This is a genomic window from Pseudomonas sp. RIT778, from assembly GCF_019718735.1.
Classification (GTDB): Bacteria; Pseudomonadota; Gammaproteobacteria; order Pseudomonadales; family Pseudomonadaceae; genus Aquipseudomonas; species Aquipseudomonas aphyarum.
On sequence record NZ_JAIHBA010000005.1, the window covers coordinates 134,156 to 159,532 of the forward strand.

Sequence of the window (25,377 nt, forward strand, 5' to 3'; positions counted from 1 at the left end):
TCGGCAAGTGCTGTTCGGCGGATAACTAACGCGCATTTGTTTCTATCTATTGCAACAAACTCATTCGAACTTCGAATCCTAGAGAAAAACAACTTCGATAAACCGTGGATAACGGATTTGTAATGTTCACGTCACCTTGTCGATAAGTTCAAAACCCTACCGTGGCGCCATCAACGATTCTTGATTGAAGGAAGCCTTCCATTGCCCGGTTTAATTGAACTGACGGCGCGATCACGCCTGAAAAAAACCGCCAGCGGCCTCTTGTTGCTGGCCTGTACCAGCCTTGCCAGTGCATCGACCCTGACCCTGGATCAGGCGCTGCAAACCGCGTTCGCCGGCAACCCTGATCTGGCCGCCGCGCAGTGGGAAATCGGCATTGCCGAAGGTGACCGCAAGCAGGCCGGGCTGATCCCCAACCCCGAGGTGTCGTGGGAGGCCGAAGACACCCGGCGCGAATCGCGCACCACCACGGTGATGCTCAGCCAGCCGATCGAGCTGGGCGGCAAGCGTGGCGCGCGGATTGATGTGGCGAGCCGTGCGCAGGACGCCGCCGGCATCGAGCTGGAGCGCAAGCGCAACGCCCTGCGCGCCGACGTGCTTCAAGCGTTCAACGGTGCGCAGACCGCGCAGCAACGTTTGCAACTGGCCCGGCAGTCGCTGCAGCTTGCCGAGCACGGTTTGCGTGTGGCGCAGGGACGAATCGAGGCAGGCAAGTCGTCGCCGGTGGAAGGCACGCGGGCGCAAGTGCAGCTCTCGGAAGTGCGCCTGGAATTGAGCCGCGCCGAGCGCGATCAGGCCAATGCGTACCAGCAATTGGCGCAGGTCATGGGCGCCCCGTTGCCGACGTCGACTACGGTGCAGAGCGCGACTCAAAGCCTGCCCAGCGTACCGCCGCCCACCCGTTTGCTTGAGCGCCTGAACGAAACAGCGGAGCTGCGCCTGGCCAGGTTGCAGATCGAGCAGCGCGAGGCGTCGCTGGGGCTGGAAAAGTCCCAGCGGATTCCCGATCTCACCGTCAGCATCGGCAGCCAGTACAGCGAAACCGAGCGCGAGCGGGTCAACGTGGTGGGGCTGTCGATGCCGATTCCGCTGTTCAACCGCAATCAGGGTAACGTGCTGGCGGCGGCTCGGCGTACCGATCAGGCGCGGGACCTGCGCAACGCCACCGAACTGCGCTTGCGCACGGAAATCCAGACCACGCTGGCGCAATGGCAGACCGCCAACGGCGAAATCCAGGCGTTCGACCGGACCATCCTGCCCGCCGCGCAAAGTGCGGTCGACAGCGCCACTCGCGGTTTCGAAATGGGCAAGTTCGGCTTCCTCGACGTGCTTGATGCCCAGCGCACATTGATCGCCGCTCGCAGCCAATACATCCAGGCGGTGAGCGAGGCGACCGACGCCCGGGTCCGCATCGAACGCATCTTCGGCGACCTCAGCGCCAACCCTTGAATTTCAACTTTCTGATCACTGCGCGATGGTTTGGCGCAGAGGAGTTTCCATGGATAAAAAACTGATCGTGGTCGCTGCGGCGACGTTGGCGCTGGGCATTGGCATCGGCTCGATGTGGAGCGGCAATGCGTCTATCGATGCGCATTCCGATGAAGCGGCGGAACACGCCGATCACGCCGAAGAAGGCGCCGCTGCTGACGGCGGGCACGCCGAAGAAGGGCACATCGAATTGACGGCCGAGCAGATCGCGGCGGCGGGGATTCAACTGGCCGCCGCGCAGGCGCAGAACTTCAGTCTCGGTCTGTCGTTTCCCGGCGAAGTACGCTTCGACGAAGACCGCACTGCGCATGTGGTGCCGCGTGTGCCGGGCGTGGTCGAGTCGGTGTCGATCAATCTCGGGCAGTCGGTGAAGAAAGGCCAGTTGCTGGCGGTGATCGCCAGTCAGCAGATTTCCGATCAGCGCAGTGAACAGGCGGCTGCGCAACGTCGTCTGGCTTTGGCCCGCACGACGTTCGAGCGCGAGAAGAAACTGTGGCAGGACAAGATTTCCGCCGAGCAGGATTTCCTCCAGGCACGTCAGGCCCTGGAAGAAGCCGAAATCGCCGTAAGCAATGCCCGGCAAAAGATCAGCGTGCTCAGTGGCAGTGTGGTCGCCACTGGCGGCAATCGCTATGAACTGCGGGCGCCTTTTGACGGTGTGGTGGTGGAAAAACACCTGACGCCGGGGGAGGTGGTCGATGAAACCACGGCGGCGTTCACGCTCTCGGATTTGTCGCGGGTGTGGGTCACGTTCGGCGTTTCACCGAAAGACCTGAACAAGGTGCAAGTGGGCAAACCCGTCACCGTCAGCGCGGCGGAATTGAACGCCGAAGTCAGCGGCACCGTGGCTTACGTCGGCAGCCTGCTCGGCGAACAGACCCGTACCGCGACCGTGCGCGTCACCCTGGAAAACCCGCAAGGCTCATGGCGTCCCGGCCTGTTCGTCACCGCGCTGGTCGCCACCGACAGCCGTCAGGCCAAAGTCGCCGTACCGGAAACCGCAATCCAGACCGTCGAGGACAAACCCACGGTATTCGTGCGCACCGACGACGGCTTCAAGGCCCAAGCGGTGGAGCTGGGCAGTCGTGCGGCGGGTCAGGTGGAAGTCACCGCCGGGCTGGAGCCTGGCGTACAAGTCGCCAGCGCCGGCAGCTTCGTCCTCAAATCGGAGCTGGGCAAAGCCTCGGCCGAGCACAGTCATTAATCGCGGAAGACTCCCATGTTCGAACGCCTGATCCAGTTTGCCATCGAGCAGCGCATCATCGTGCTGCTCGCCGTTCTGCTCATGGCCGGCCTCGGTATCGCCAGTTATCAGAAACTGCCGATCGACGCCGTGCCCGACATCACCAACGTCCAGGTACAGATCAACACCGGCGCGGCCGGATTCTCGCCGCTGGAAACCGAGCAGCGCATCACCTTCCCGATTGAAACCGCGATGGCCGGCCTGCCGGCTCTGGAGCAGACGCGCTCGCTGTCGCGCTCGGGCTTGTCGCAGGTCACGGTGATCTTCAAGGACGGCACCGATCTGTTCTTTGCCCGGCAATTGGTCAACGAACGGTTGCAGTCCGCCAAGGAGCAGTTGCCCGAAGGTGTGGAAGCAGTGATGGGGCCGATTTCCACCGGGCTCGGCGAGATCTTTTTATGGACGGTCGAGACCAAGGAAGGCGCGCTGAAAGGGGACGGCACGCCCTACACGCCGACCGACTTGCGGGTGATTCAGGACTGGATCATCAAGCCGCAACTGCGCAACGTCCCCGGGGTGGCGGAGATCAACACCATCGGCGGTTTTGCCAAGGAGTACCAGATCGCGCCCGATCCGAAAAAACTCGCGGCCTACAAGCTGACCCTCACCGATCTGGTGACGGCGCTGGAGCGCAACAACGCCAACGTCGGCGCCGGGTACATCGAGCGCAGCGGCGAGCAGTTGCTGATTCGCGCGCCGGGCCAGGTAGCGAGCACCGAGGACATCGCCAACATCGTCATGGCCAACGTCGACGGCACGCCGATCCGCATCAAAAACGTCGCCACCGTGGACATCGGCCGCGAACTGCGTAGCGGCGCCGCGACGGAAAATGGCCGTGAAGTGGTGCTCGGCACGGTGTTCATGTTGATTGGCGAAAACAGCCGTACGGTCTCTCAGGCCGTCGCCGCGAAACTCGAACAGATCAACAAATCCTTGCCCGCCGGCGTGATCGCGGTGCCGGTGTACGACCGCACGCATCTGGTCGACAAGGCCATTGCCACGGTGAAGAAGAATCTCGTCGAAGGCGCGATTCTGGTGATCGCGATCCTGTTTCTGTTCCTCGGCAATATCCGCGCCGCGCTGATCACGGCGATGGTGATTCCTCTGTCGATGCTGTTCACCTTCACCGGGATGTTCAGCAACAAGGTCAGCGCCAACCTGATGAGCCTCGGCGCGCTGGACTTCGGCATCATCGTCGACGGCGCGGTGGTGATCGTCGAAAACACCCTGCGACGGCTGGCCCATGCGCAGCAGCATCACGGGCGATTGCTGACGCGATCCGAGCGTTTCCATGAAGTGTTTGCGGCGGCGAAAGAGGCGCGGCGCCCGCTGATTTTCGGCCAGTTGATCATCATGGTCGTGTACCTGCCGATCTTCGCCCTGAGCGGCGTCGAAGGGAAAATGTTCCACCCGATGGCGTTCACAGTGGTCATCGCGTTGCTTGGCGCCATGCTCTTGTCGGTGACCTTTGTGCCGGCGGCAATTGCGCTGTTCGTGACCGGCAAGGTCAAGGAAGAAGAGGGCGTGGTGATGCGCGGCGCCCGTCGCGTTTATGCACCGGCGCTGAACTGGGTCATGTCCCATCGGACGATGGCGGTCGGTGCTGCGTTGGGTGTGATTGTGCTCAGCGGTGTGGTCACCAGCCGCATGGGCAGCGAGTTTGTGCCGAGTCTCAGCGAAGGCGATTTTGCCTTGCAGGCGTTGCGCGTGCCGGGCACCAGCCTGACGCAATCGGTGGATATGCAGCAGCGGCTGGAGACGTTGATCCTTAATAAGGTGCCGGAAGTCGAGCGTGTATTCGCCCGCACTGGCACTGCCGAAATCGCCTCTGACCCGATGCCGCCGAACATCTCCGACAGCTACGTGATGCTCAAACCGAAGGAGCAATGGCCGGACCCGGGCAAGTCCCGCGAAACCCTGATGGCCGAACTGCAACAGGCCGCGGCAACGCTGCCGGGCAGCAACTATGAACTGTCGCAGCCGATCCAGTTGCGCTTCAACGAACTGATCTCCGGCGTGCGCAGCGACGTGGCGGTCAAGGTGTTCGGTGATGACATGGACGTGCTCAACGCCACGGCGGCGAAGATTGCCGCCGCGATGCAGAAGGTCAACGGCGCGTCCGAGGTCAAGGTCGAGCAAACCACCGGTCTGCCGGTGCTGACCATCAACATCGACCGCGACAAGGCCGCGCGTTACGGGCTCAACGTTGGCGATGTGCAGGACACCATTGCGGTGGCCGTCGGCGGGCAGAAGGCCGGGACGCTGTATGAAGGTGACCGTCGATTCGACATGGTGGTGCGCTTGTCCGACGCCATGCGCAAGGACATCGACGGGTTGTCGGCATTGTTGATTCCGGTGCCGGCGGCGGGTGGTGATGCCTCCAGTCAGATCGGCTTCATTGCGCTGAAGGACGTTGCCAGCCTCGATCTGGTGCTGGGGCCGAATCAGGTCAGCCGCGAAAACGGCAAGCGCCTGGTGATCGTCAGCGCCAACGTGCGTGGGCGTGACATCGGTTCTTTTGTCGCGGAGGCAGGCGAAGCGATCGAGCGCGACGTGCAGGTGCCGGCGGGTTACTGGACCACCTGGGGCGGGCAGTTCGAGCAACTGCAATCGGCGGCCAAGCGCTTGCAGATCGTGGTGCCGGTGGCGTTGCTGCTGGTGTTCGGGTTGTTGTTCATGATGTTCAACAACCTCAAGGACGGCTTGCTGGTGTTCACCGGGATTCCGTTTGCGCTGACCGGCGGGGTCATGGCGTTGTGGCTGCGCGATATTCCGCTGTCGATCTCGGCGGGTGTCGGGTTTATCGCGCTGTCCGGCGTGGCGGTGCTCAACGGGCTGGTGATGATTGCGTTCATTCGTAACTTGCGGGAGGAGGGACGTTCGCTGTCCGAAGCGATTCACGAAGGTGCGCTGACGCGATTGCGCCCGGTATTGATGACTGCGCTGGTGGCGTCTTTGGGCTTCATTCCGATGGCGCTTGCGACCGGCACCGGGGCCGAGGTGCAGCGACCGCTGGCGACGGTAGTGATTGGCGGGATCCTGTCCTCGACCATTCTCACGTTGCTGATCCTGCCGGCGCTGTATCAGCTGGCACATCGTCGGGACGAGGACACTGGTCAACTGAATAGATGATCTACCTGTGGGAGCGAGCTTGCTCCGGGCGGCGATCCGACGAAAGCGGTCTGTCATTCAATTCATTAGTCGACTGACACGGCCTCTTCGCGAGCAAGCTCGCTCCCACAGTTTTTGTATTGATCCAATAGGACGGTGGCACATAACGGATATGTAATTTCGGCGCCACCGTCACGAAAGGTTCGGATTGTTACCTTGATCCCGTCAGTGACTTGAATGAGGAATCAACGATGAAACTTGCACAGATTGGCGCGTTTGCCGTGGCTCTGATGATGTCTTCCCTGGTGTTGGCCGAAGGTGGCGGCGACCGCACTTTCGACCGAATGATGGCCGCCAATGAGCGCTCGATGGAGATTTTTGCTACGAAGGAAAAGGCCCGTGATCCGGTCGTCGTGAACGACAAGAAGGACGACAAGACCCAAGACCTGTAAGCGTGCTGCCAGTGAATGAGCCCGTCATCGCACATCGATGGTGGGCTTTTTTATGAGTCGTGATTTGAAGGAAGCGAATATGAAAACTCTAAAGCTGTTGGCGTTTACCGCTGTCATGGCGATCTCCTTGAATGCGTTGGCCGAAGGCGGTGGCGACAGAACGTTCGACCGGGCGCTCAGTGCCAACACCAAAGCCATGGAGCAGTACGCGGCCAGTCAGGGCAAAGCGGCGCCGGTGGTCAAGGAATATGAGTACGGGATGAAGCTGGATGTGAAGAAGGTGGTGAGCGTTGTCCGGCCAAAGAATGAATGCGCTGTTGTGCCGGCTGCGATGACTTACGAGGACTCCAAGGGGCAGCTCAATACGGTCACTTACAACGTGATGGGGAATTGTCGCCAGCAGGGTGGCTGACGCTAATCCCGGCTGAAACGCCCGGTTCATGTTCAGTGAGTCGGGCTTTTTTTCGGGCATAAAAAAGGCGTCCCGAAGGACGCCAAAGATTCACCTCTTACCAAAGGAGCAAGGAGCTTCTAAAGGTGAATGGGCATTGCTCGTGAAACTCAGAGAATCGCCAGCGGGTATTCGACGATCACCCGCACTTCATCAAGGTCTGACTCGAATGCGGTGGCGCGGGTAGTGGCCTGGCGCAGACGCAGCGACAGGTCTTTCATCGAACCGCTCTGCACCACGTATTTGACTTCGATATCACGCTCCCAGCGCTTCTGGTCGGTCAGCGGATTGCCATCGGCATCGCGGCGCATGTACACGGCGTTGGCGTTGGAGTAATCGGCGTCGCTGCCGCGTGCGTAACGGGTCATGAACGACAGGCCCGGCACGCCATAGGTGGTCATGTCGAGGTCGTAGCGCACCATCCACGAACGCTCTTTCGGCGAGTTGAAGTCGCTGTACTGGATCGAGTTGTCGAGGAAGATCGAGTCGGACTGACGCAGGTAATCGAAGTCGTCGTTGCCGTTGTTGCGCTGGTGGGAAATGGCGACCGAGTGCGCGCCGAGTTTCACCCCGACGCGGCCGCTCCAGATGTTGTTGTCGAACTCGCCGAGCAATTGTTTGCCTTCGTCGATCGCCTTGTAGTAGTTCAGGCCGCCGAACAGCGACAGGTCATCCGACAGTGGATACGTCCAGGCGGTGCCGGCGTAGTACTGGTTCCAGGCATCTTTCAGGCGACTGGAGTACAGGCTGAAACTGAGGTTTTTGTTCAGCGCGTAATCGCCGCCGCCGTAAGCGATCCACGGCGAATTGACCGGGCCGGCATAGAAGGTTGCGAAGTTTTCACGCAGGTCGCTGGACACCGGTTGGCTCATCGCATGCAGCCGGCCGCCCTGGATCGATAGACCTTCGATGCTGGTGTTGGTCGCCGTCACACCGCGAAAGCTTTCCGGCAGCAATCGCGAATCGCCTGCCGCGACCACCGGGTTGGCCGGGAACACATCACCGACTTTCACCACCGTATCGAAAGCGCGCACTTTGGCGGCGCCACCGACCTTGGTGTACTCGTCCCGCGCTTCACCGTCGCTGTTGACCGGCAACACATCGAACGAACTGCGGCCGCCGTTGCGACCGTCGCCGGTGTCGAGCTTCAGGCCGATCATCGCAAACGCATCCACCCCGACCCCGACGGTGCCCTGGGTGAAGCCGGATTCGAACTTGCCGATGATGCCGTGGGCCCAGGCTTCGGAATAACCATTGCCCGTGGGACTGGACTGACCGTTGCGGTGGTCACGGTTGAAATAGAGGTTACGGTTGAGCACCGTCAGGCTGCTGCCTTCGATAAACCCTTCGGGTTTTTCTTCTGCAAACACCGGGGACGGCCCTGCGCCGACAACCACTGCCAGAGCGGCCATCGACATTTTTGTGTTGTTAACCATCAATCACTCCTAGGGTTCGGCAGAACGGGAACGAGCTTCGGCGTGGGTTTTATTGTTCGACGGGCAAAGGGCCCGCCGGCATGGTCGCCGGGTGACATCGTTGCAGGCTGCAGATAACGCGGAGGTGATTGGGGAATTACAATTTCGTTAGGTGGGTGGAGTCGAAACTCACATACAGGGCGGGGCTAATCGTTCCATGTATGCAGATGTTCGTTTCTAACGTTCGAAGCTATCCAGCACGTCTTCTGGCAGAGAGGTATCGATGTCATTGGGAAGTGTGAGTTTGCCCTTCATGGTTCCGATCCGTTGGGCGCGCGTATTTTTCAAGGTGACTTTGTCTTTGCGTTCTTCGGCTAACGCTTCGAGACCATCCATCAACTCTGAAAAAATATCTCGCTTCATGGTTCGCCATCTCCTCCAGAAAATTGATCTTCGAATTTACTGGCAAATGGATCCTTTCGAATGTCATACATTGCCCAGTGACTTGCAGGAAAACTCCTAAAGAGCAGACGGCATTTACGATAAAAGGATCGCTATCTTAGGTTGCGTCCATCAGGGGTGTCAGAGTTTTTTGAAATGAAACTCCAAAAAACAAAACGGCATCCAAAGATGCCGTTTTTTTGGAGTGGTAGATCATGACCGAATGGTTTCGATTGATGATCATCTATTATCTAGCGCTATTTCCTTTCTATTGATAACTCTCTCGTTGACAACACGGCGTACCACTGGTGCAGAGGGCTTTTTTGGTGGTGTGGGTCTAGTCTCATTTACTGGTTTGGACGGGCCGTTGGTCGCTTTCATTTCTGATTCCTATAAGGACCGCCATTAATATCGTCGTACGTCTTCCTGGATGGTGGAACAGACGGTTTTACAGGCGCTTGGGGCAGAGCTTTTTGTTCGCTCAATGCTGGTTTATTGGGTTCGCTCAATTTTTCCGCCCCTTTTTGAAGAACTATATTTTCGAGGATTATAGTCCTTTTTTTCAGGTCTGCTACCGCGTCAGATCTAGAGTCATTTAACAGCTGAGTTTTTAAGGCGGCGATTTGATCTCCCACGTATGTATCTTTTATTGCAAAATTTTTCCTGGGAGAGGAGGTGTCCATGTCAAAGAGAACAAATAGCAAGCTGCCTATGGCGAGGGGAATACAAGCCATCAGAAAAGTTGAAAGTGCTTTAAACACCCAGCGGGATCGCTCTTCGTTGACCAGGGCGTTATGTGTAGAGCAGCTAATGTAAGTGTTTGATATAAAGCTGGCGGTTTCTTTAGCAGGGTTGACTAAGGGTATTTGTTCGTGTTGAGCTACTTGGGCGTTATATTTGGCAAGCTCATCGTTGTACTCTATTTGGCTTTCGTAGTATTCCTTGATTTTTTCTGCATATGGCATTCGGTTGAATTCAGAGCCGCTAAAAGCTTTGCAATTGAAATATGTGGATATTGCTGAAATTACTAACGTTGTTGCTGCGAGGAAAGAAATAACATATGCAATCTTAGGGTTGAATGTGAAGTCTAGAAAACGCGCGAGATAAATTGTTGCTGAAGCAAGGGCGAATATTGCTGTAAATATTATTTGGGTTTTTATTGAAATGCTGTTTTTTATCTCTTCTTCATATGCATACATTTTTTCGTAAGTGGTATGTATGTTGTGAATGTTCAATATGATTTCCCTGTGTCCTGTCGATCGGTCAGTGCATTCAATGTGCCTGCGAAGCTGCTTTATCCCGCTCACACACGATAGCTCCGAGAGCCGAATACGGGGTGTAGGACGAAACCGACAATTCAGCGGGAGCTTTCTGGAGTTTAAGCAGGAAGGGGCAGGGCACTCGTAATGAATTCCCCAAACGCAAAAACGGCACCCGAAGGTGCCGTTTCTGTTTGTAGCCAGCTATCGCTGAGCGATCAGCCCGCCAGGCCCGATTGCTGAACCAGGGTCAGCAGCGGTTGTGGGTAGACGCCGAGGAAGAACGCGACAAGGGCGATTGCCAGCAGCATCACGCCGCCTGCTTTCTGTTCCCAGTGCAGCTGGGCGTCGTGGCGGCGCAGGTTTGGTTCGATCAGGTACAGGGTGACCATCACGCGCAGGTAGTAGAAGACGCCGATGGCGCTGCCCAGTACCAGCGAGCCGACCAGCCACCATTGGTGCGACTCGACACCGGTAGCGATGATGTAGAACTTGCCGATGAAGCCTGCGGTCAGCGGGATACCGGCCAGGGACAGCATCATCACGGTCAGTACGGCGGTCAGGTACGGACGGCGCCAGAACAGGCCGCGGTACTCGTACAGCGCATCTGCGTCACGGCCGTTGTACGGCGAGGACATCAGGGTGATCACGCCGAAGGCGCCGAGGCTGGTGATCACGTAGGTGACCAGGTACACGCCGATGGCTTCCACGGCCAGACCCTTGCTCGCCACCAGTGCGATCAGCAGGTAGCCGAAGTGCGCGATGGACGAGTAACCGAGCAGACGCTTGAGGTTGCTCTGGGTCAGGGCCAGCAGGTTACCGAACAGGATCGAAGCGATGGCGATGATGGTCAGCACGTTGCTCAGAACGCCACTGCTTGCAGCAGGGGAGATCTGGAACAGACGAACCATGACCGCGAACACGGCCACTTTCGAAGCGGTGGCGAGGAACGCGGCCACCGGTGCCGGAGCACCTTCGTACACGTCCGGCGTCCACAGGTGGAACGGTACCAGCGACAGCTTGAACGCCAGACCGATCAGCATCATGCCCAGGCCCAGTTGCGCCAGCGAGCTTGGCAGGCCGGTCGCGGCCAGGGCCTGACCGATGCCGACGAAGCTCAGCGAACCCGAGTCGGCGTACAGCAGCGCCATACCGAACAGCAGGAACGCGGAACCGGCGGCCGACAGCACCATGTACTTGATGCCGGCTTCCAGCGAACGCTTGTTGAAGAAGGCGTAGGCCACCAGACCGTAGACCGGCACCGACAGCAGTTCCAGACCGATGAACAAGCCGGCCAGGTGCTGCGCGCTGACCAGAACCAGGCCACCGGCGGCAGCCATCAGGATCAGCAGGTACAGTTCTTCACGGTTGCCCGGGTAACCCGAACCGCCATCGCCGAGGTAGGCGTGGGCGAGGGTGACGCAAGCGAGGGTGGCGACCAGGATCAGCGCCATGTACAGGCAGGCAAAGGTGTCGATCTGTAGCAATGGAGTCACGGCCAGAGGCGCGACTTTCAGCGCTGGCAGGATCGACAGCAAGGCCAGGTTCAGACCTGCCACCGAAATCAGGAAGGTCTGCGAGTGGTTGCGGCGCCAGGCGATTGCCAGCATCACCACGATAATGGTGAGGCTGGTGATCAACAGTGGCGCAAGCGCAATAAAGTGTTGAATCGTGAATTCCATAGCGCTCTTACCGGGCCGAAGCGAGTTGAGTGAAGGCGGTGCCGAGCCACTGCTGCACGCCATGCATCGTGGCGGCAGAAGTGTCGAGGAACGGTTGCGGGTAGACGCCGAGGTAAATCAGCAGTACCGCAAGGCCCAGCACCATGATCAGTTCGCGACCGTCCATGCCGTGCAGGATCGAATCCGATTTGGACGGACCGAAGTAAGCGCGGTGGATCATGATCAGCGAGTAGACCGAACCGAACACCAGACCGGAGGTGGCAATCGCGGTGATCCATGGAGCACTGGCGAACGTACCGATCAGGATCAGGAACTCGCCGACGAAGTTACCGGTGCCCGGCAGACCCAGAGAGGCGGCTGCGAAGAACAGGCTGATCGCCGGCAGGTAAGCGATACGCGACCACAGACCGCCCATCTCACGCATGTCACGAGTATGCAGACGCTCGTACAGCTGACCGCTGAGGATAAACAGTGCCGCCGCCGACAGACCGTGCGCCAGCATCTGGATCACGGCACCTTGCAGCGCCAGTTGGCTGCCGGAGTAGATGCCGATCAGTACGAAGCCCATGTGGGAAACGGACGAGAAGGCGATCAGACGCTTGATGTCGGTTTGTGCGAACGCCAGGAACGCACCGTAGAAGATCCCGATCAGACCGAGGGTCATGGCGATCGGCGCGAATTCGGCCGAGGCGTTCGGGAACAGCGGCAGGGCGAAACGCAGCAGACCGTAGGCCGCGGTTTTCAGCAAGATACCGGCGAGGTCGACGGAACCTGCAGTCGGCGCCTGGGCGTGAGCGTCAGGCAGCCAGGAGTGGAACGGAACCACTGGCAGCTTGACCGCGAAGGCGATGAAGAAGCCGAGCATCAGGATGTACTCGGTGGTCATCGACATCTTGGTCTTCAACAGATCGGCGTAGTTGAAGGTGATCACGCCGGTGCTGTTGTAGTTGACCAGGACCAGACCGAGGATCGCCACCAGCATGATCAGGCCGGAAGCCTGAGTGAAGATGAAGAACTTGGTCGCTGCGTAGATCCGGGTTTTCTTGCCGTCCGAAGAACTGTGACCCCAGAGCGCGATGAGGAAGTACATCGGCACCAGCATCATTTCCCAGAAGAAGAAGAACATGAACAGGTCGAGGGCGAGGAACACGCCGACAACGCCGCCCAGGATCCACATCAGGTTCAGGTGGAAGAAGCCAACGTGACGCTGAATCTCTTTCCACGAGCAGAGTACCGACAGGATACCCAGCAGACCGGTCAGCAGGATCATCAGCAGCGACAGGCCGTCGAGGGCCAGGTGCACGTTGATGCCGAAGCGCTGGATCCAGACGTGCTTGAACTCAAGCGCCCAGGTCGGATCGGCGCCAGGCGCCGGAGCAAATGAATAGTCACCGTGGGCCCACAGCCAGAGGCCGAGGGCGAGTTCCAGGGTCATGGTCAACAGCGCAATCCAGCGGGGGAGGGTAGCGCCGAAGCGCTCACCCATCCAGCACAGCAGGCCGCCGATGAAGGGGATCAGGATTAGCCAAGGCAGAATCATGACGGGCTCGTTTCCTTTCGCAAATTCGCAAGGTTCATATCAGACCGCTACCAGCACGACAGCGCCGATGACCAACACGGCACCAGCAGCCATCGAAGCAGCGTACCAACGCAGTTGACCGGTTTCGGTACGGCTCAGGGCGGTGTGACCACCCTTGGCCATGCGCGGGATCAGACCGATGGTCTGGTCGAGCGGGTCTTTGCGCAGCATGTGGCTGATCGCAAGGTACGGCTTCACGAACAGTTTGTCGTAGATCCAGTCGAAGCCCCAGGCAGCGAACCACCAGGCCGAAAGGAGACGGCCGATGCCGCTGTTGGCGATCGCGGTCACGAAGCGACGCTTGCCGAGGAACAGCAGGGCCGCCAGCAGGATACCGGCCAGAGCGATGGCGCCCGAGGCGATTTCCAGACTGTGCTTGGCTTCGCCACCGGCATGGCCAACGCTCTCAGGCAGTACGCCGTGCAGCGGTGGAACGATCATGGCGCCGACGAAGGTCGACAGCACGATCAGCACCGACAGCGGCAGCCAGTGAGCGATGCCGTGACCGGCGTGGGCTTCGGTCTTGGCTTCACCATGGAACGCGATGAAGATCAGGCGGAAGGTGTACAGCGACGTCATGAATGCGCCGACCAGACCTGCGTAAAGCAGACCGTGGTTGCCGCTGGCGAACGCTTCCCAGAGGATTTCGTCCTTGGAGTAGAAACCTGCGGTCACCAGCGGCAGGGCGGCCAGAGCGGCACCACCGACGATGAAGCTGGCGTAGGCCAGCGGCAGTTTCTTCCACAGGCCGCCCATCTTGAAGATGTTCTGCTCGTGGTGGCAGGCAACGATCACCGCACCGGAAGCAAGGAACAACAGGGCCTTGAAGAAGGCGTGGGTCATCAGGTGGAAGATCGCGCCTTCCCAGGCGCCAACGCCCAGCGCCAGGAACATGTAGCCGATCTGGCTCATGGTCGAGTAGGCGAGGATACGTTTGATGTCGGTTTGTACCAGTGCGGCGAAACCGGCCAGAACCAGGGTCACACCACCGACGATGCCGACCAGGTGCAGGATATCCGGCGCCAGGGCGAACAGACCGTGGGTGCGGGCGATCAGGTAGACACCGGCAGTCACCATGGTTGCGGCGTGGATCAGTGCCGAAACCGGGGTAGGGCCGGCCATCGCGTCCGCAAGCCAGGTTTGCAGCGGCAGTTGCGCCGATTTACCGACCGCACCACCCAGCAGCATCAGGGTGGCCAGCACGATCCAGAAATCGCCGACCTTGAAGTGCTCAGGCGCTTTCACCAGCAGTTCCTGGACGTTCAGCGTGCCCAGTTGCTGGAACAGGATGAACAGGCCGATCGCCATGAACACGTCGCCGATACGGGTGACGATGAAGGCTTTGAGTGCGGCGTTACCGTTGTTGCGGTTGCTGTAGTAGAAACCGATCAACAGGTACGAGCACAGGCCCACGCCTTCCCAACCGAAGTAGATGAACAGCAGGTTATCGCCGAGGATCAGGAACAGCATGCTGGCGATGAACAGGTTGGTGTACGAGAAGAAGCGCGAGTAACCGTCTTCGCCACGCATGTACCACGATGCAAACAGGTGGATCAGGAAGCCGACACCGACGACCACACCGAGCATGGTCACGGACAGACCATCCAGGTACAGCGCGAAGTTAGGCTGGAAGCCTTCCACCGACATCCAGCGCCACAGCACCTGGGTGTAGACGCCACCTTCCGGTGGCGCGACGTTGAATTGCCAGATCACGTAGGCCGCGACGATGGCAGACAGGCCGATGGAGCCGACACCGATCAGCGCCGACAGGTTTTCCGAGAAGCGGCCGCGCGAAAACGACAGCAACAGGAACCCGATCAGAGGGAATACGAAAGTCAGAAAGAGTAGGTTCATCCGCGCATCTCACTGGCAGCGTCGATATCGAGCGTGTGGAAGCGGCGATACAGTTGCAGCAGGATCGCCAGGCCAATACTGGCTTCGGCGGCTGCAAGGCTGATCACCAGGATGAACATGATCTGTCCATCCGGTTGCGCCCAGCGGGCGCCCGCAACGATGAAGGCCAGTGCAGAGGCGTTCATCATCACTTCCAGACTCATCAACACGAACAAAATGTTGCGGCGGACCATCAGGCCGACCAGACCAAGGCAGAACAGGATGCCGGCGACGGCCAGACCATGTTCGAGAGGGATAGCAGGCATGTCTTACTCCTTCGCCTCGTTACGGCCCAAATGGAACGCCGTGACGGCTGCAGCGAGCAGCAGCATCGAGGCGAGTTCGACCACCAGCAGATACGGACCGAACAGGCTGATGCCCACGGCTTTTGCATCGACGGTGGTGTGGCCGATGGCCTGACCGCTCTGGTGAGCGAACAGCACATACAGCAGTTCGGCCAGCAGCAGGGCGGCGAGAATCACCGGCCCCGCCCAGATCCCGGGCTTGAGCCAAGTGCGTTCCTGCTGCACCGAGGCCGGGCCCAGGTTCAGCATCATCACCACGAACACGAACAGCACCATGATGGCGCCAGCGTAGGCGATCACTTCCAGCACGCCGGCGAACGGAGCGCCGAGTGCGAAGAAGGTCATGGCCACGGCGATCAACGAAATGATCAGGTAGAGCAGGGCGTGCACAGGATTGGTGTTGGTGACCACACGCAGTGTGGACACAACAGCGATACCCGATGCGAAATAGAAAGCGAATTCCATCGTTCTTCCTTAAGGCAGCAAGCTCTTCACGTTGATCGGCTCGGCTTCGTTTTGTGCGGCGCCTTTCGGCTTGCCCGCAACGGCCATACCTGCAACACGATAGAAGTTGTAATCAGGGTTTTTGCCGGGGCCGGAGATCAAAAGATCTTCTTTCTCGTACACCAGGTCCTGACGTTTGAACTCGGCCATCTCGAAATCCGGGGTCAGCTGGATCGCGGTGGTCGGGCAGGCTTCCTCGCAGAGACCGCAGAAAATGCAGCGCGAGAAGTTGATACGGAAGAAGTCCGGGTACCAGCGACCGTCTTCGGTTTCAGCTTTCTGCAGCGAGATGCAACCCACCGGGCAGGCCACGGCGCACAGGTTGCAAGCCACGCAGCGTTCTTCGCCATCGGGGTCGCGGGTCAAGACGATGCGACCACGGTAGCGTGGTGGCAGGTAGACCGGCTCTTCCGGGTATTGCAGGGTGTCGCGCTTGCGAAAGCCATGGCCGAAGACCATGACCAGGCTGCGCAACTGGGTACCGGTACCCTTAACGATGTCGCCAATATATTTGAACATGGGTCAAATCCTCACTGAACCGCAACCGCAGGCGTGTTCCACAACACGATTGCAGCGGTCACCAGCAAATTGATCAGGGTCAGTGGCAGGCAGAATTTCCAGCTGAAATCCATCACCTGGTCATAACGCGGACGCGGGATGGAAGCGCGCAGCAGGATGAACAGCATGATGAAGAACGCGGTCTTCAGTGCGAACCAGACGAAGGACAGTTGCGGCAGGATGCCGAACGGACCGTGCCAGCCACCGAAGAACAGGGTGACCAGCAGCGCCGAGATCAGGATGATGCCGATGTATTCACCGACGAAGAACATGCCCCATTTCATACCGGCGTATTCAATGTGGTAACCGTCGGCCAGTTCCTGTTCCGCTTCCGGCTGGTCGAACGGGTGACGGTGAGTCACGGCCACGCCAGCGATGAAGAAGGTACAGAAGCCAAAGAACTGCGGAATGATGAACCACAGGTTCTGCGCCTGGTACTCGACGATGTCGCGCATGTTGAACGAGCCGACCTGCACCACGATGCCCATCAGGGCCAGGCCCATGAACACTTCGTAGGACACGGTCTGCGCCGAGGCACGCAAGCTGCCGAGAAGGGCGAACTTGTTGTTACTCGACCAGCCGGCGAACAGCACCGCGTAGACCGACAAACCAGCCATGGCGAAGAAGAACAGCAGGCCGATGTTCAGATCCGCCACGCCCCAGGTCGGGGTGATCGGGATGATCGCGAACGCGATCAGCAGGGCAGACATGGCCACCACCGGCGCCAGGGTGAAGATCACCTTGTCGGCAAACGGCGGGGTCCAGTCTTCCTTGAAGAACATCTTCAGCATGTCGGCTGCGATCTGGAACATGCCGAACGGACCAACGCGGTTCGGACCGTAACGGTCCTGCCACCAGCCCAGCAGGCGACGCTCGACAAAGCTGAGCAACGCGCCTGCGACCACCACGGCCAGCAGGATCACGATGGCCTTGATGACCGTCAGGATCACATCGATCACTTCAGGGGTGAACCAGGTCATTGCGCTGCCTCCTGCAGACCATCAACGGTTTGGCCGAAAATCGCCGGCGGAATGCCTGCCAGACCGGCCGGCAGTGCAACCAGGCCAGCGCCCAGCTCTTCATTGATGCGCAGCGGAAGACGCAGGGTCTGGCCGGCAACATTGAGGCTCAGCAGTGCGCCGTCGTTGACGCCCAGGCGATCCGCTTCGGACTTGGCCAGTGCAACGTAGGCAGCCGGGATGCGTTCCTGGACCGGAGCGGCTTTCGACGAGTTCTCGTCGCTGCCGAACAGGTGATAGAACGGCACGGCTTGCCAGGTGCCCTGGGCCGGGTTGAACGCGCGCGGAACACTGGTGAACCAGTTCAGCGAATCACCGGTGCTTTCGATCAGGCGGGTGCCCGGATCGCCAGCGCGCAGGTGACCACCGACTTCGTCCTGGAACTTGTTCCAGGCTTGCGGCGAGTTCCAGCCCGGCGACCAGGCGAACGGCACTTGCTGACGCGGTTCGGCGGAGCCCGAGTAACCTTCCATCGAGAAGGCGAACGCGGTGTCCTTGTCTTGCGGGGTACGTGGTTCGTGAACGCTGATGTCGGCGCGCATCGCGGTGCGACCGGAATAACGCAGCGGCTCACGGGCCAGTTTCAGACCCTTGATGCGGAACGAGGCGGACGGTGCGGCGTCGACGATACGGGCCAGTTGCGTGGTGCTCGAAGCAACGGCAGCGGTCACGTGGTCGAGTTGCGTCCAGTCGATCGGCTGGTTCAGCAGGGTGGCGCGCAGGGCGTGCAGCCAGCGCCAGCCTTCGTGGACCAGAATGCTCGCGTCCATGTATTGCGGGTCGAAAACCTGGAAGAAGCGCTGGGCGCGACCTTCCTGGCTGACCAGCGTACCGTCGCCTTCAGCGAAGCTGGCGGCTGGCAGAACCAGATGCGCGCGATCGCTGGTGGCGGTCTTCTGATGGTCGGCAACGATCACTACTTTCGCAGCGTTCAGTGCCGCATCGACCTTGGCCTTGGCGGTACGGGTGTACAGATCGTTTTCCAGCACGACGATGGCGTCGGCTTTGCCGTCGATGACCGCTTGCAGCGCAGCATCAACCGACTCGCCACCGAGCATGGCCAGGCCGAGGCTGTTGGCTTCCGGCACGATCAGGCTGATCGAACCGTTCTTCTCGCGCAGCTTCAGGGCCTTGGCGATGTTTGCAGCGGCTTCGATCAAGGCTTTGGAGCCCAGCGAAGTACCGGCGATGATCAGCGGGCGCTTGGCGGCGAGCAGGGCGTCGGCGATGCGCTTGGCCAGTTCCAGGGCTTCGGCGTCCAGACCTTCAACGGCCGGTGCGCTGGCGTCCAGGGCGTGAGCTACGGCGAAACCGATGCGGGCCAGATCGTCTGGAGCGGCGTGTACACACTCTTCGGCGATGTCGTCGAGCTTGGTTTCAGCCAGACTGGCGATGAACAGCGGGTTCAGCTCGTGCTGACCGATGTTCTTCACCGCAGCGTCGAGCCAAGGCTGAACGCGCATGGCTTCGGCCATGTCTTCGGCCTTGCCTTTGACCGACTGACGCAGGGCCAGGGCCATGCGGGCGGCGGTCTGGGTCAGGTCTTCACCGAGGACGAACACGGCGTCGTGATCTTCGATGTCGCGCATGTTCGGCACTGGCAGCGGGCTGTCTTTCAGCACTTGCAGGACCAGACGGATGCGTTCCAGCTCGGAGGCCTCGATACCGGAGTAGAAGTGCTCGGCGCCCACCAGTTCACGCAACGCGTAGTTGCTTTCGAGGCTGGCACGCGGCGAACCGATACCGACGATGTTACGACCGCGCAGCAGGTCGGCGGCTTTGTCCAGCGCAGCATCCAGCCCAAGCTTGGTGCCGTCGGCCAGCAGTGGCTGACGTGGACGGTCGGTGCGGTTGACGTAGCCATAACCGAAACGGCCACGGTCGCACAGGAAGTACTGGTTCACCGAACCGTTGTAACGGTTTTCGATGCGACGCAGTTCGCCGTAACGCTCGCCCGGGGAGATGTTGCAACCGCTCGAGCAGCCATGGCAGATGCTCGGCGAGAACTGCATGTCCCACTTGCGGTTGTAGCGCTCGGAGTGAGTCTTGTCGGTGAACACACCGGTCGGGCAGACCTCGGTGAGGTTGCCGGAGAACTCGCTTTCGAGGGTGCCGTCTTCAACGCGACCGAAGTACACGTTGTCGTGGGCGCCGAACACACCGAGGTCGGTGCCGCCGGCGTAGTCCTTGTAGAAACGCACGCAGCGGTAGCAGGCGATGCAGCGGTTCATTTCGTGGGAAATGAACGGGCCCAGTTGCTGGTTCTGGTGGGTGCGTTTGGTGAAGCGATAACGGCGCTCGTTGTGGCCGGTCATCACGGTCATGTCTTGCAGGTGGCAGTGACCGCCTTCCTCGCACACAGGGCAGTCGTGCGGGTGGTTGGTCATCAGCCATTCGACGACACTGGCGCGGAACGCCTTGGATTCTTCATCGTCGATGGAGATCCAGGTGTTGTCGGTGGCAGGGGTCATGCAGGACATGACGATGCGACCACGGGTGTCGTTCTCGTCGGTGTACTGCTTGACCGCGCACTGGCGGCAGGCCCCGACGCTACCAAGCGCGGGGTGCCAGCAGAAATAAGGGATGTCGAGGCCCAGCGACAGACATGCCTGTAACAGGTTGTCTGCCCCGTCGACTTCGAGCGCTTTGCCGTCTACGTGGATAGTGGCCATGGTTCAAAGGTCTTCGTTGGCCCGGTGTCAGCGGGCGTGGCTAATGGAATCTTGTTATCCGTCCGAATCCAGTCAGCCCCGAAAGGCGTCATCGGACGAAAGGCGAAGGGCACGGACCCTTCGCCTTTTTTAAGCGTTTACGCGCCGACTACGATCGGCTTCGCCAGAGGCGGGACGGCGGCGCTTGCAGGCGCGATACCGGCTTCGAACTCTGGACGGAAGTATTTGATGGCACTGCCCAACGGCTCCACGGCACCCGGTGCGTGAGCACAGAAGGTCTTGCCCGGGCCGAGGAAGTTGACCAGACCCAGCAGGGTCTCGATGTCGCCTGGCTGGCCGCGACCTTGTTCGATCGCCATCAGCAGCTTGACGCTCCATGGCAAACCATCACGGCAAGGGGTGCAGAAACCACAGGATTCGCGAGCGAAGAACTGCTCCATGTTGCGCAGCAGGGACACCATGTTGACGCTGTCGTCCACCGCCATGGCCAGGCCGGTACCCATACGGGTGCCAACCTTGGCGATGCCGCCGGCGTACATTTGTGCGTCGAGGTGTTCAGGCAACAGGAAACCGGTACCGGCGCCGCCTGGCTGCCAGGCTTTCAGCTTGAAGCCGTCGCGCATGCCGCCGGCGTAGTCTTCGAACAGTTCGCGACCGGTCACGCCGAATGGCAGTTCCCACAGGCCAGGGTTCTTGACCTTGCCGGAGAAGCCCATGAGCTTGGTGCCCATGTCTTCGCTGCCGTCGCGGGCCAACGATTTGTACCAGTCCACGCCGTCGGCGATGATCGCCGGCACGTTGCACAGGGTTTCAACGTTGTTCACGCAGGTCGGCTTGCCCCACACGCCAACGGCGGCAGGGAAGGGCGGCTTGGAGCGCGGGTTGGCGCGGCGGCCTTCGAGGGAGTTGATCAGTGCGGTTTCTTCACCGCAGATGTAACGCCCGGCGCCGGTGTGGACGAACAGCTCGAAATCGAAGCCGCTGCCCAGGATGTTCTTGCCCAGCAGGCCGGCAGCCTTGGCTTCTTCCACGGCACGGTTCAGGTGCTTGGCGGCGGTGGTGTACTCGCCACGCAGGAAGATATAGCCACGGTAGGTTTTCAGCGCGCGGGCACTGATCAGCATGCCTTCGATCAGCAGATGGGGCAGTTGCTCCATCAGCATGCGGTCTTTCCAGGTGTTCGGCTCCATTTCATCCGCGTTGCACAGCAGGTAGCGGATGTTGATGGATTCGTCCTTTGGCATCAGGCCCCACTTCACGCCAGTGGGGAAGCCTGCACCGCCGCGACCTTTGAGGCCGGCGTCTTTCACGGTCTGGACGATGGCGTCCTGATCCATGTCGGCGAAGGCTTTGCGCGCAGCGGCGTAACCGTTCTTGGCCTGGTACTCGTCGAGCCACACGGCTTCGCCGTCGTCACGCAGGCGCCAGGTCAGCGGGTGAGTCTCGGCCGAACGCTGGATGCGGTTGGCAGGACCGAAAGAGGTCAGGGTCATACGTAGCCCTCGAGCAGTTTGGCGACGCCGGCAGGCTGGACATCGCCAAAGGTGTCGTCATCGATCATCAGCGCCGGTGCCTTGTCGCAGTTGCCGAGGCAGCAGACCGGCAGCAGGGTGAAGCGACCGTCGGCGGTGGTCTGGCCCAGGCCGATACCCAGGTTGTTCTGGATCTCGCTGACCACCGACTCGTGGCCACCGATGTAGCAGACCATGCTGTCGCAGACGCGAATGATGTGACGGCCGACCGGCTGACGGAAGATCTGGCTGTAGAACGTGGCCACGCCTTCAACGTCGCTGGCCGGGATGCCGAGGATCTCGCCGATGGCGTACAGAGCGCCGTCCGGCACCCAGCCGCGCTCTTTCTGAACGATCTTCAGGGCTTCGATCGACGCCGCGCGCGGGTCTTCGTAGTGATGCAGCTCGTGCTCGATGGCCGAGCGCTCGGTTTCACTCAAGGTGAAACGGTCTGTCTGGATAAGCGTGCTGTTCATGCTTAGCGGTCCACGTCGGCCATAACGAAATCGATACTACCCAGGTACGCAATCAGGTCCGCGACCATGCTGCCTTTGATCACCGAAGGGATCTGTTGCAGATGCGGGAAGCTCGGAGTACGGATCCGGGTACGGTAGCTCATGGTGCCGCCGTCGCTCGTCAGGTAATAACTGTTGATGCCCTTGGTCGCTTCGATCATCTGGAAGGATTCGTTGGCCGGCATGACCGGGCCCCACGAAACCTGCAGGAAGTGCGTGATCAAGGTTTCGATGTGCTGCAGCGTGCGCTCTTTCGGCGGCGGCGTGGTCAGCGGGTGATCCGCCTTGTACGGGCCTTCCGGCATGTTGCGCAGGCACTGGTCGATGATCTTGACGCTCTGGCGCATCTCTTCGACGCGAACCATGCAGCGGTCGTAGGCATCGCCGTTGGCAGCCAGCGGTACTTCGAACTCGAAGTTCTCGTAGCCGGAGTACGGACGCGCTTTACGCAGGTCGAAGTCGCAACCGGTGGAACGCAGGCCGGCACCGGTGACGCCCCATTCCAGGGCCTCTTTGGTGTTGTACTGGGCAACGCCGATGGTACGACCCTTGAGGATGCTGTTCTGCAGGGCAGCCTTGGTGTATTCGTCGAGGCGCTTTGGCAGCCATTCAACGAAGTCCTTCACCAGTTTTTCCCAGCCGCGTGGCAGGTCGTGGGCGACGCCACCGATGCGGTACCAGGCCGGGTGCAGACGGAAACCGGTGATGGCTTCGATCACCGTGTAGGCCTTCTGGCGGTCGGTGAAGGTGAAGAACACCGGGGTCATGGCGCCGACGTCCTGGATGTAGGTACCCAGGAACAGCAGGTGGCTGGTGATACGGAAGAACTCGGCCATCATGATGCGGATGACGTCGACCTTCTCTGGCACCTTGATGCCGGCCAGCTTCTCGACCGAGAGCACGTACGGCAGGTTGTTCATCACGCCGCCGAGGTAGTCGATACGGTCGGTGTAAGGAATGAAGCTGTGCCAGGACTGACGCTCGGCCATTTTCTCGGCACCACGGTGGTGGTAACCGATGTCCGGAACGCAGTCGACGATCTCTTCACCGTCCAGTTGCAGGATGATGCGGAAGGCACCGTGAGCCGAAGGGTGGTTCGGACCCAGGTTGAGGAACATGTAGTCCTCGTTCGCCCCGGAACGCTTCATGCCCCAGTCTTCAGGACGGAAACGCGCGGCTTCTTCCTCAAGCTGTTGCTTGGCCAGGTTCAGGCTGAACGGATCGAATTCGGTGGCGCGCGCCGGGAAGTCCTTGCGCAGCGGGTGACCTTCCCAGGTCGGCGGCATCATGATGCGCGACAGGTGCGGGTGACCTTTGAAGTCGATGCCGTACATGTCCCAGACTTCACGCTCGTACCAGTTGGCGTTCGGCCAGATGCTGGTGACGGTCGGCAAGCTGAGGTCGCTCTCGGACAAGGCGACCTTGATCATCACGTCACTATTACGTTCCAGCGACATGAGGTGATAGAACACGGTGAAATCGGCACCGCTCGGCAGCCCTTGACGCTTGGTGCGCAGACGCTCGTCCACGCCGTGCAGGTCATAGAGCATGACGTACGGCTTGGGCAGGTTGCGCAGGAAGGTCAGGACTTCGACGAGCTTGGCGCGCGCCACCCACAGCACCGGCATGCCGGTGCGGGTCGGCTGAGCGGTGAACGCTTCGGCGCCAAAACGGTTGTTCAGTTCGACGACCACATCCTGGTCGTCTGCCTTATAAGGCGGGATGTACAGAGCACTGCCTGTAGTCATGGTTATTTTTTCGCTTTCGGTCAACGTAAAGAATGAAGCCAGCTTCTCGTTTCTTTGAAACAGACTGGATCAGACTTCGTCAGGGCTGCGCAGGTTGGTGACTGCGATTCGCTGTTCGCGGCGCTGTTCCTTCTGCGAAGGCATGTCGGCGCGATAAACGCCTTGATCGCCAACGACCCAGGAAAGTGGGCGACGCTCCTGGCCAATGGATTCCTGCAACAGCATCAAGCCTTGCAGAAATGCTTCTGGACGGGGCGGGCAGCCAGGTACGTAGACGTCAACGGGCAGGAACTTGTCCACCCCCTGAACCACGGAGTAGATGTCGTACATGCCGCCGGAGTTGGCGCACGAACCCATCGAGATCACCCACTTGGGCTCGAGCATCTGCTCGTACAGGCGCTGAATGATCGGCGCCATCTTGATGAAGCAGGTCCCGGCGATAACCATGAAGTCGGCCTGACGCGGTGATGCCCGGATAACTTCGGCGCCGAAGCGCGCGATGTCGTGGGGCGCCGTGAAGGCGGTGGTCATTTCCACGTAGCAGCACGACAGACCGAAGTTGTACGGCCACAGGGAGTTCTTACGTCCCCAGTTGACCGCGCCACTCAGCACGTCTTCCAGCTTGCCCATGAAAATGTTTTTGTGGACTTGATCTTCTAACGGATCGGAAACGGTTTCCCGCTGGCCGATCGGATACTGCTCGTTAGGAGCATCGGGGTCGATTCTGGTGAGATTGTATTGCATTGCCAAAGCCTCATTGTTTCAGCTTCGCCTGCCGCTTGCGACGAGCTTCCGGAGCCCAGTCAAGGGCGCCCACTCGGAACAGGTAGACAAGACCTGCCAACAGAATTGCTATGAAAACGAGAGCTTCGACGAATCCGGTCCAGCCGCTTTCGCGGACGGACACAGACCATGCAAAGAGAAAGAGGGCTTCGATATCGAAGATCACGAACAGCATCGCGACCAGATAGAATTTGGCTGAGAGCCGCAAGCGGGCGCCACCGGTAGGTAGCATGCCGGACTCGAACGGTTCGTTTTTGCTGCGGCCCCAGGCTTTTGACCCGAGGAGGCTGGAGACGCCGAGCATGAAGGCACACAGGCCGACTACACCCAGAAGGAAAATGGCAAAGCCCCAGTTGTGGGCCATGAGTCCTGTCGCTTCGGGCATGCTGGAAATCCTTAACAGAGAGCAAAGGTCTCTGAGCTTGATAAAGAAATAAGGCAGTGACGATATGTCGCAGCAATCAATCGCGCTGATTTTATGGCTAAACACCCTGCAAGTAAAATTCCTATAGCGAAATTATTTATTGGAATAAGGACATAGCGCACCTCGAAGGGCCCGCAGCCCATGCGTTGCGGGCATTAGCCGGGATTTCACGAATTATGTTTTGTAGGAAATGTAACGAACATAGTTGCCGCTAAATGATAATTGATATCGTTTGGAGTGGTTTGGTAACTGTTTAACGGGTCAGTAGTTGGGAAGTTGTCTTATATGCGCGTTACTGCAAGTAGCGGCGGCGCCCGTTTTAGC

The 25,377-nt window shown here is 59.7% G+C and carries 21 protein-coding genes; 5 read left to right on the plus strand and 16 right to left on the minus strand.

Going from position 1 to position 25,377, the window contains the following annotated elements; translation table 11 throughout:
* The first annotated feature begins 201 nt into the window (after nt 1-201).
* The 5 genes from K5E37_RS04560 (at nt 202) to K5E37_RS04580 (ending at nt 6,706) form a co-directional block, all read left to right on the plus strand.
* Entirely contained in the window at nt 202-1,449 is a 1,248-nt protein-coding gene (locus tag K5E37_RS04560; RefSeq protein WP_221533232.1) for a TolC family protein, read from the plus strand.
* Nucleotides 1,450-1,498: 49 nt separating this feature from the next.
* Entirely contained in the window at nt 1,499-2,692 is a 1,194-nt protein-coding gene (locus K5E37_RS04565) for an efflux RND transporter periplasmic adaptor subunit (RefSeq protein WP_221533233.1), read from the plus strand.
* Nucleotides 2,693-2,707: 15 nt separating this feature from the next.
* Nucleotides 2,708-5,863: a CusA/CzcA family heavy metal efflux RND transporter gene (locus K5E37_RS04570; RefSeq protein ID WP_221533234.1), complete on the plus strand. Its 3,156-nt coding sequence runs from the start codon at nt 2,708-2,710 to the stop codon at nt 5,861-5,863.
* Between the two features lie 230 nt (nt 5,864-6,093).
* On the plus strand, nt 6,094-6,294 hold the full coding sequence (locus tag K5E37_RS04575) for a co-regulatory protein PtrA N-terminal domain-containing protein (RefSeq protein WP_085608374.1): 201 nt from the start codon (nt 6,094-6,096) through the stop codon (nt 6,292-6,294).
* A gap of 79 nt (nt 6,295-6,373) precedes the next feature.
* Nucleotides 6,374-6,706: a DUF2790 domain-containing protein gene (locus K5E37_RS04580; protein ID WP_115078475.1), complete on the plus strand. Its 333-nt coding sequence runs from the start codon at nt 6,374-6,376 to the stop codon at nt 6,704-6,706.
* A gap of 149 nt (nt 6,707-6,855) precedes the next feature.
* On the opposite strand, the gene K5E37_RS04585 is transcribed toward K5E37_RS04580, so the two are convergent.
* The 16 genes from K5E37_RS04585 to K5E37_RS04660 form a co-directional block, all read right to left on the minus strand.
* Nucleotides 6,856-8,181 carry an OprD family porin gene (locus K5E37_RS04585; RefSeq protein ID WP_221533235.1) on the minus strand — a complete coding sequence of 442 codons (1,326 nt, stop codon included), beginning with the start codon at nt 8,179-8,181 and terminating at the stop codon, nt 6,856-6,858.
* A gap of 216 nt (nt 8,182-8,397) precedes the next feature.
* Entirely contained in the window at nt 8,398-8,583 is a 186-nt protein-coding gene (locus K5E37_RS29645; RefSeq protein ID WP_221533236.1) for a DUF2281 domain-containing protein, read from the minus strand.
* 395 nt (nt 8,584-8,978) lie between these two features.
* A complete protein-coding gene (locus tag K5E37_RS04595; RefSeq protein WP_260403929.1) occupies nt 8,979-9,836 on the minus strand; it encodes a hypothetical protein in 858 nt (285 codons plus the stop codon).
* 242 nt (nt 9,837-10,078) lie between these two features.
* Nucleotides 10,079-11,542 carry an NADH-quinone oxidoreductase subunit NuoN gene (nuoN, locus tag K5E37_RS04600; RefSeq protein WP_007951465.1) on the minus strand — a complete coding sequence of 488 codons (1,464 nt, stop codon included), beginning with the start codon at nt 11,540-11,542 and terminating at the stop codon, nt 10,079-10,081.
* Between the two features lie 7 nt (nt 11,543-11,549).
* Nucleotides 11,550-13,082 (minus strand): NADH-quinone oxidoreductase subunit M, encoded by a 1,533-nt coding sequence (gene nuoM / locus K5E37_RS04605; protein ID WP_007951464.1) that lies wholly within the window; start codon nt 13,080-13,082, stop codon nt 11,550-11,552.
* 39 nt (nt 13,083-13,121) lie between these two features.
* A complete protein-coding gene (gene nuoL / locus K5E37_RS04610) occupies nt 13,122-14,975 on the minus strand; it encodes an NADH-quinone oxidoreductase subunit L (protein ID WP_007951463.1) in 1,854 nt (617 codons plus the stop codon).
* Nucleotides 14,972-15,280: an NADH-quinone oxidoreductase subunit NuoK gene (gene nuoK, locus K5E37_RS04615; protein WP_003180046.1), complete on the minus strand. Its 309-nt coding sequence runs from the start codon at nt 15,278-15,280 to the stop codon at nt 14,972-14,974. Before nuoK ends, nuoL begins: the two co-directional genes overlap by 4 nt.
* A 3-nt stretch (nt 15,281-15,283) precedes the next feature.
* Entirely contained in the window at nt 15,284-15,784 is a 501-nt protein-coding gene (gene nuoJ, locus K5E37_RS04620; RefSeq protein WP_007951462.1) for an NADH-quinone oxidoreductase subunit J, read from the minus strand.
* 9 nt (nt 15,785-15,793) lie between these two features.
* On the minus strand, nt 15,794-16,342 hold the full coding sequence (gene nuoI / locus K5E37_RS04625) for an NADH-quinone oxidoreductase subunit NuoI (protein WP_007951461.1): 549 nt from the start codon (nt 16,340-16,342) through the stop codon (nt 15,794-15,796).
* An 11-nt stretch (nt 16,343-16,353) separates the two neighbouring features.
* Nucleotides 16,354-17,361: an NADH-quinone oxidoreductase subunit NuoH gene (gene nuoH, locus K5E37_RS04630; protein WP_007951460.1), complete on the minus strand. Its 1,008-nt coding sequence runs from the start codon at nt 17,359-17,361 to the stop codon at nt 16,354-16,356.
* A complete protein-coding gene (gene nuoG, locus K5E37_RS04635; RefSeq protein ID WP_221533237.1) occupies nt 17,358-20,072 on the minus strand; it encodes an NADH-quinone oxidoreductase subunit NuoG in 2,715 nt (904 codons plus the stop codon). The genes nuoH and nuoG overlap by 4 nt, the downstream gene beginning before the upstream one ends.
* Nucleotides 20,073-20,209: 137 nt before the next feature.
* Complete coding sequence (gene nuoF, locus K5E37_RS04640; protein ID WP_007951458.1) at nt 20,210-21,565, minus strand: NADH-quinone oxidoreductase subunit NuoF; 1,356 nt, start codon at nt 21,563-21,565, stop codon at nt 20,210-20,212.
* A complete protein-coding gene (gene nuoE / locus K5E37_RS04645) occupies nt 21,562-22,059 on the minus strand; it encodes an NADH-quinone oxidoreductase subunit NuoE (protein WP_003223804.1) in 498 nt (165 codons plus the stop codon). Before nuoE ends, nuoF begins: the two co-directional genes overlap by 4 nt.
* Before the next feature lie 2 nt (nt 22,060-22,061).
* A complete protein-coding gene (gene nuoC, locus K5E37_RS04650; RefSeq protein ID WP_007951457.1) occupies nt 22,062-23,846 on the minus strand; it encodes an NADH-quinone oxidoreductase subunit C/D in 1,785 nt (594 codons plus the stop codon).
* Between the two features lie 69 nt (nt 23,847-23,915).
* Nucleotides 23,916-24,590, minus strand: coding sequence for an NADH-quinone oxidoreductase subunit B family protein (locus K5E37_RS04655; protein ID WP_007951456.1), 675 nt, complete (start codon nt 24,588-24,590; stop codon nt 23,916-23,918).
* A gap of 10 nt (nt 24,591-24,600) precedes the next feature.
* On the minus strand, nt 24,601-25,014 hold the full coding sequence (locus K5E37_RS04660; RefSeq protein ID WP_003223812.1) for an NADH-quinone oxidoreductase subunit A: 414 nt from the start codon (nt 25,012-25,014) through the stop codon (nt 24,601-24,603).
* Between the last annotated feature and the right edge of the window lie 363 nt (nt 25,015-25,377).

What these genes read in the sequence shown, in the direction of transcription:
- K5E37_RS29645 (WP_221533236.1), bottom strand. Translation starts at nt 8,583, where the DNA reads ATGAAGCGAGATATTTTTTCAGAGTTGATGGATGGTCTCGAAGCGTTA.
- K5E37_RS04575 (WP_085608374.1), top strand. Translation starts at nt 6,094, where the DNA reads ATGAAACTTGCACAGATTGGCGCGTTTGCCGTGGCTCTGATGATGTCT.
- K5E37_RS04570 (WP_221533234.1), top strand. Translation starts at nt 2,708, where the DNA reads ATGTTCGAACGCCTGATCCAGTTTGCCATCGAGCAGCGCATCATCGTG.
- nuoH (WP_007951460.1), bottom strand. Translation starts at nt 17,361, where the DNA reads ATGACCTGGTTCACCCCTGAAGTGATCGATGTGATCCTGACGGTCATC.
- nuoG (WP_221533237.1), bottom strand. Translation starts at nt 20,072, where the DNA reads ATGGCCACTATCCACGTAGACGGCAAAGCGCTCGAAGTCGACGGGGCA.
- K5E37_RS04660 (WP_003223812.1), bottom strand. Translation starts at nt 25,014, where the DNA reads ATGCCCGAAGCGACAGGACTCATGGCCCACAACTGGGGCTTTGCCATT.
- nuoE (WP_003223804.1), bottom strand. Translation starts at nt 22,059, where the DNA reads ATGAACAGCACGCTTATCCAGACAGACCGTTTCACCTTGAGTGAAACC.
- nuoL (WP_007951463.1), bottom strand. Translation starts at nt 14,975, where the DNA reads ATGAACCTACTCTTTCTGACTTTCGTATTCCCTCTGATCGGGTTCCTG.
- nuoK (WP_003180046.1), bottom strand. Translation starts at nt 15,280, where the DNA reads ATGCCTGCTATCCCTCTCGAACATGGTCTGGCCGTCGCCGGCATCCTG.
- nuoF (WP_007951458.1), bottom strand. Translation starts at nt 21,565, where the DNA reads ATGACCCTGACCTCTTTCGGTCCTGCCAACCGCATCCAGCGTTCGGCC.
- nuoI (WP_007951461.1), bottom strand. Translation starts at nt 16,342, where the DNA reads ATGTTCAAATATATTGGCGACATCGTTAAGGGTACCGGTACCCAGTTG.
- nuoC (WP_007951457.1), bottom strand. Translation starts at nt 23,846, where the DNA reads ATGACTACAGGCAGTGCTCTGTACATCCCGCCTTATAAGGCAGACGAC.
- K5E37_RS04580 (WP_115078475.1), top strand. Translation starts at nt 6,374, where the DNA reads ATGAAAACTCTAAAGCTGTTGGCGTTTACCGCTGTCATGGCGATCTCC.
- K5E37_RS04585 (WP_221533235.1), bottom strand. Translation starts at nt 8,181, where the DNA reads ATGGTTAACAACACAAAAATGTCGATGGCCGCTCTGGCAGTGGTTGTC.
- nuoN (WP_007951465.1), bottom strand. Translation starts at nt 11,542, where the DNA reads ATGGAATTCACGATTCAACACTTTATTGCGCTTGCGCCACTGTTGATC.
- K5E37_RS04655 (WP_007951456.1), bottom strand. Translation starts at nt 24,590, where the DNA reads ATGCAATACAATCTCACCAGAATCGACCCCGATGCTCCTAACGAGCAG.
- nuoM (WP_007951464.1), bottom strand. Translation starts at nt 13,082, where the DNA reads ATGATTCTGCCTTGGCTAATCCTGATCCCCTTCATCGGCGGCCTGCTG.
- nuoJ (WP_007951462.1), bottom strand. Translation starts at nt 15,784, where the DNA reads ATGGAATTCGCTTTCTATTTCGCATCGGGTATCGCTGTTGTGTCCACA.
- K5E37_RS04565 (WP_221533233.1), top strand. Translation starts at nt 1,499, where the DNA reads ATGGATAAAAAACTGATCGTGGTCGCTGCGGCGACGTTGGCGCTGGGC.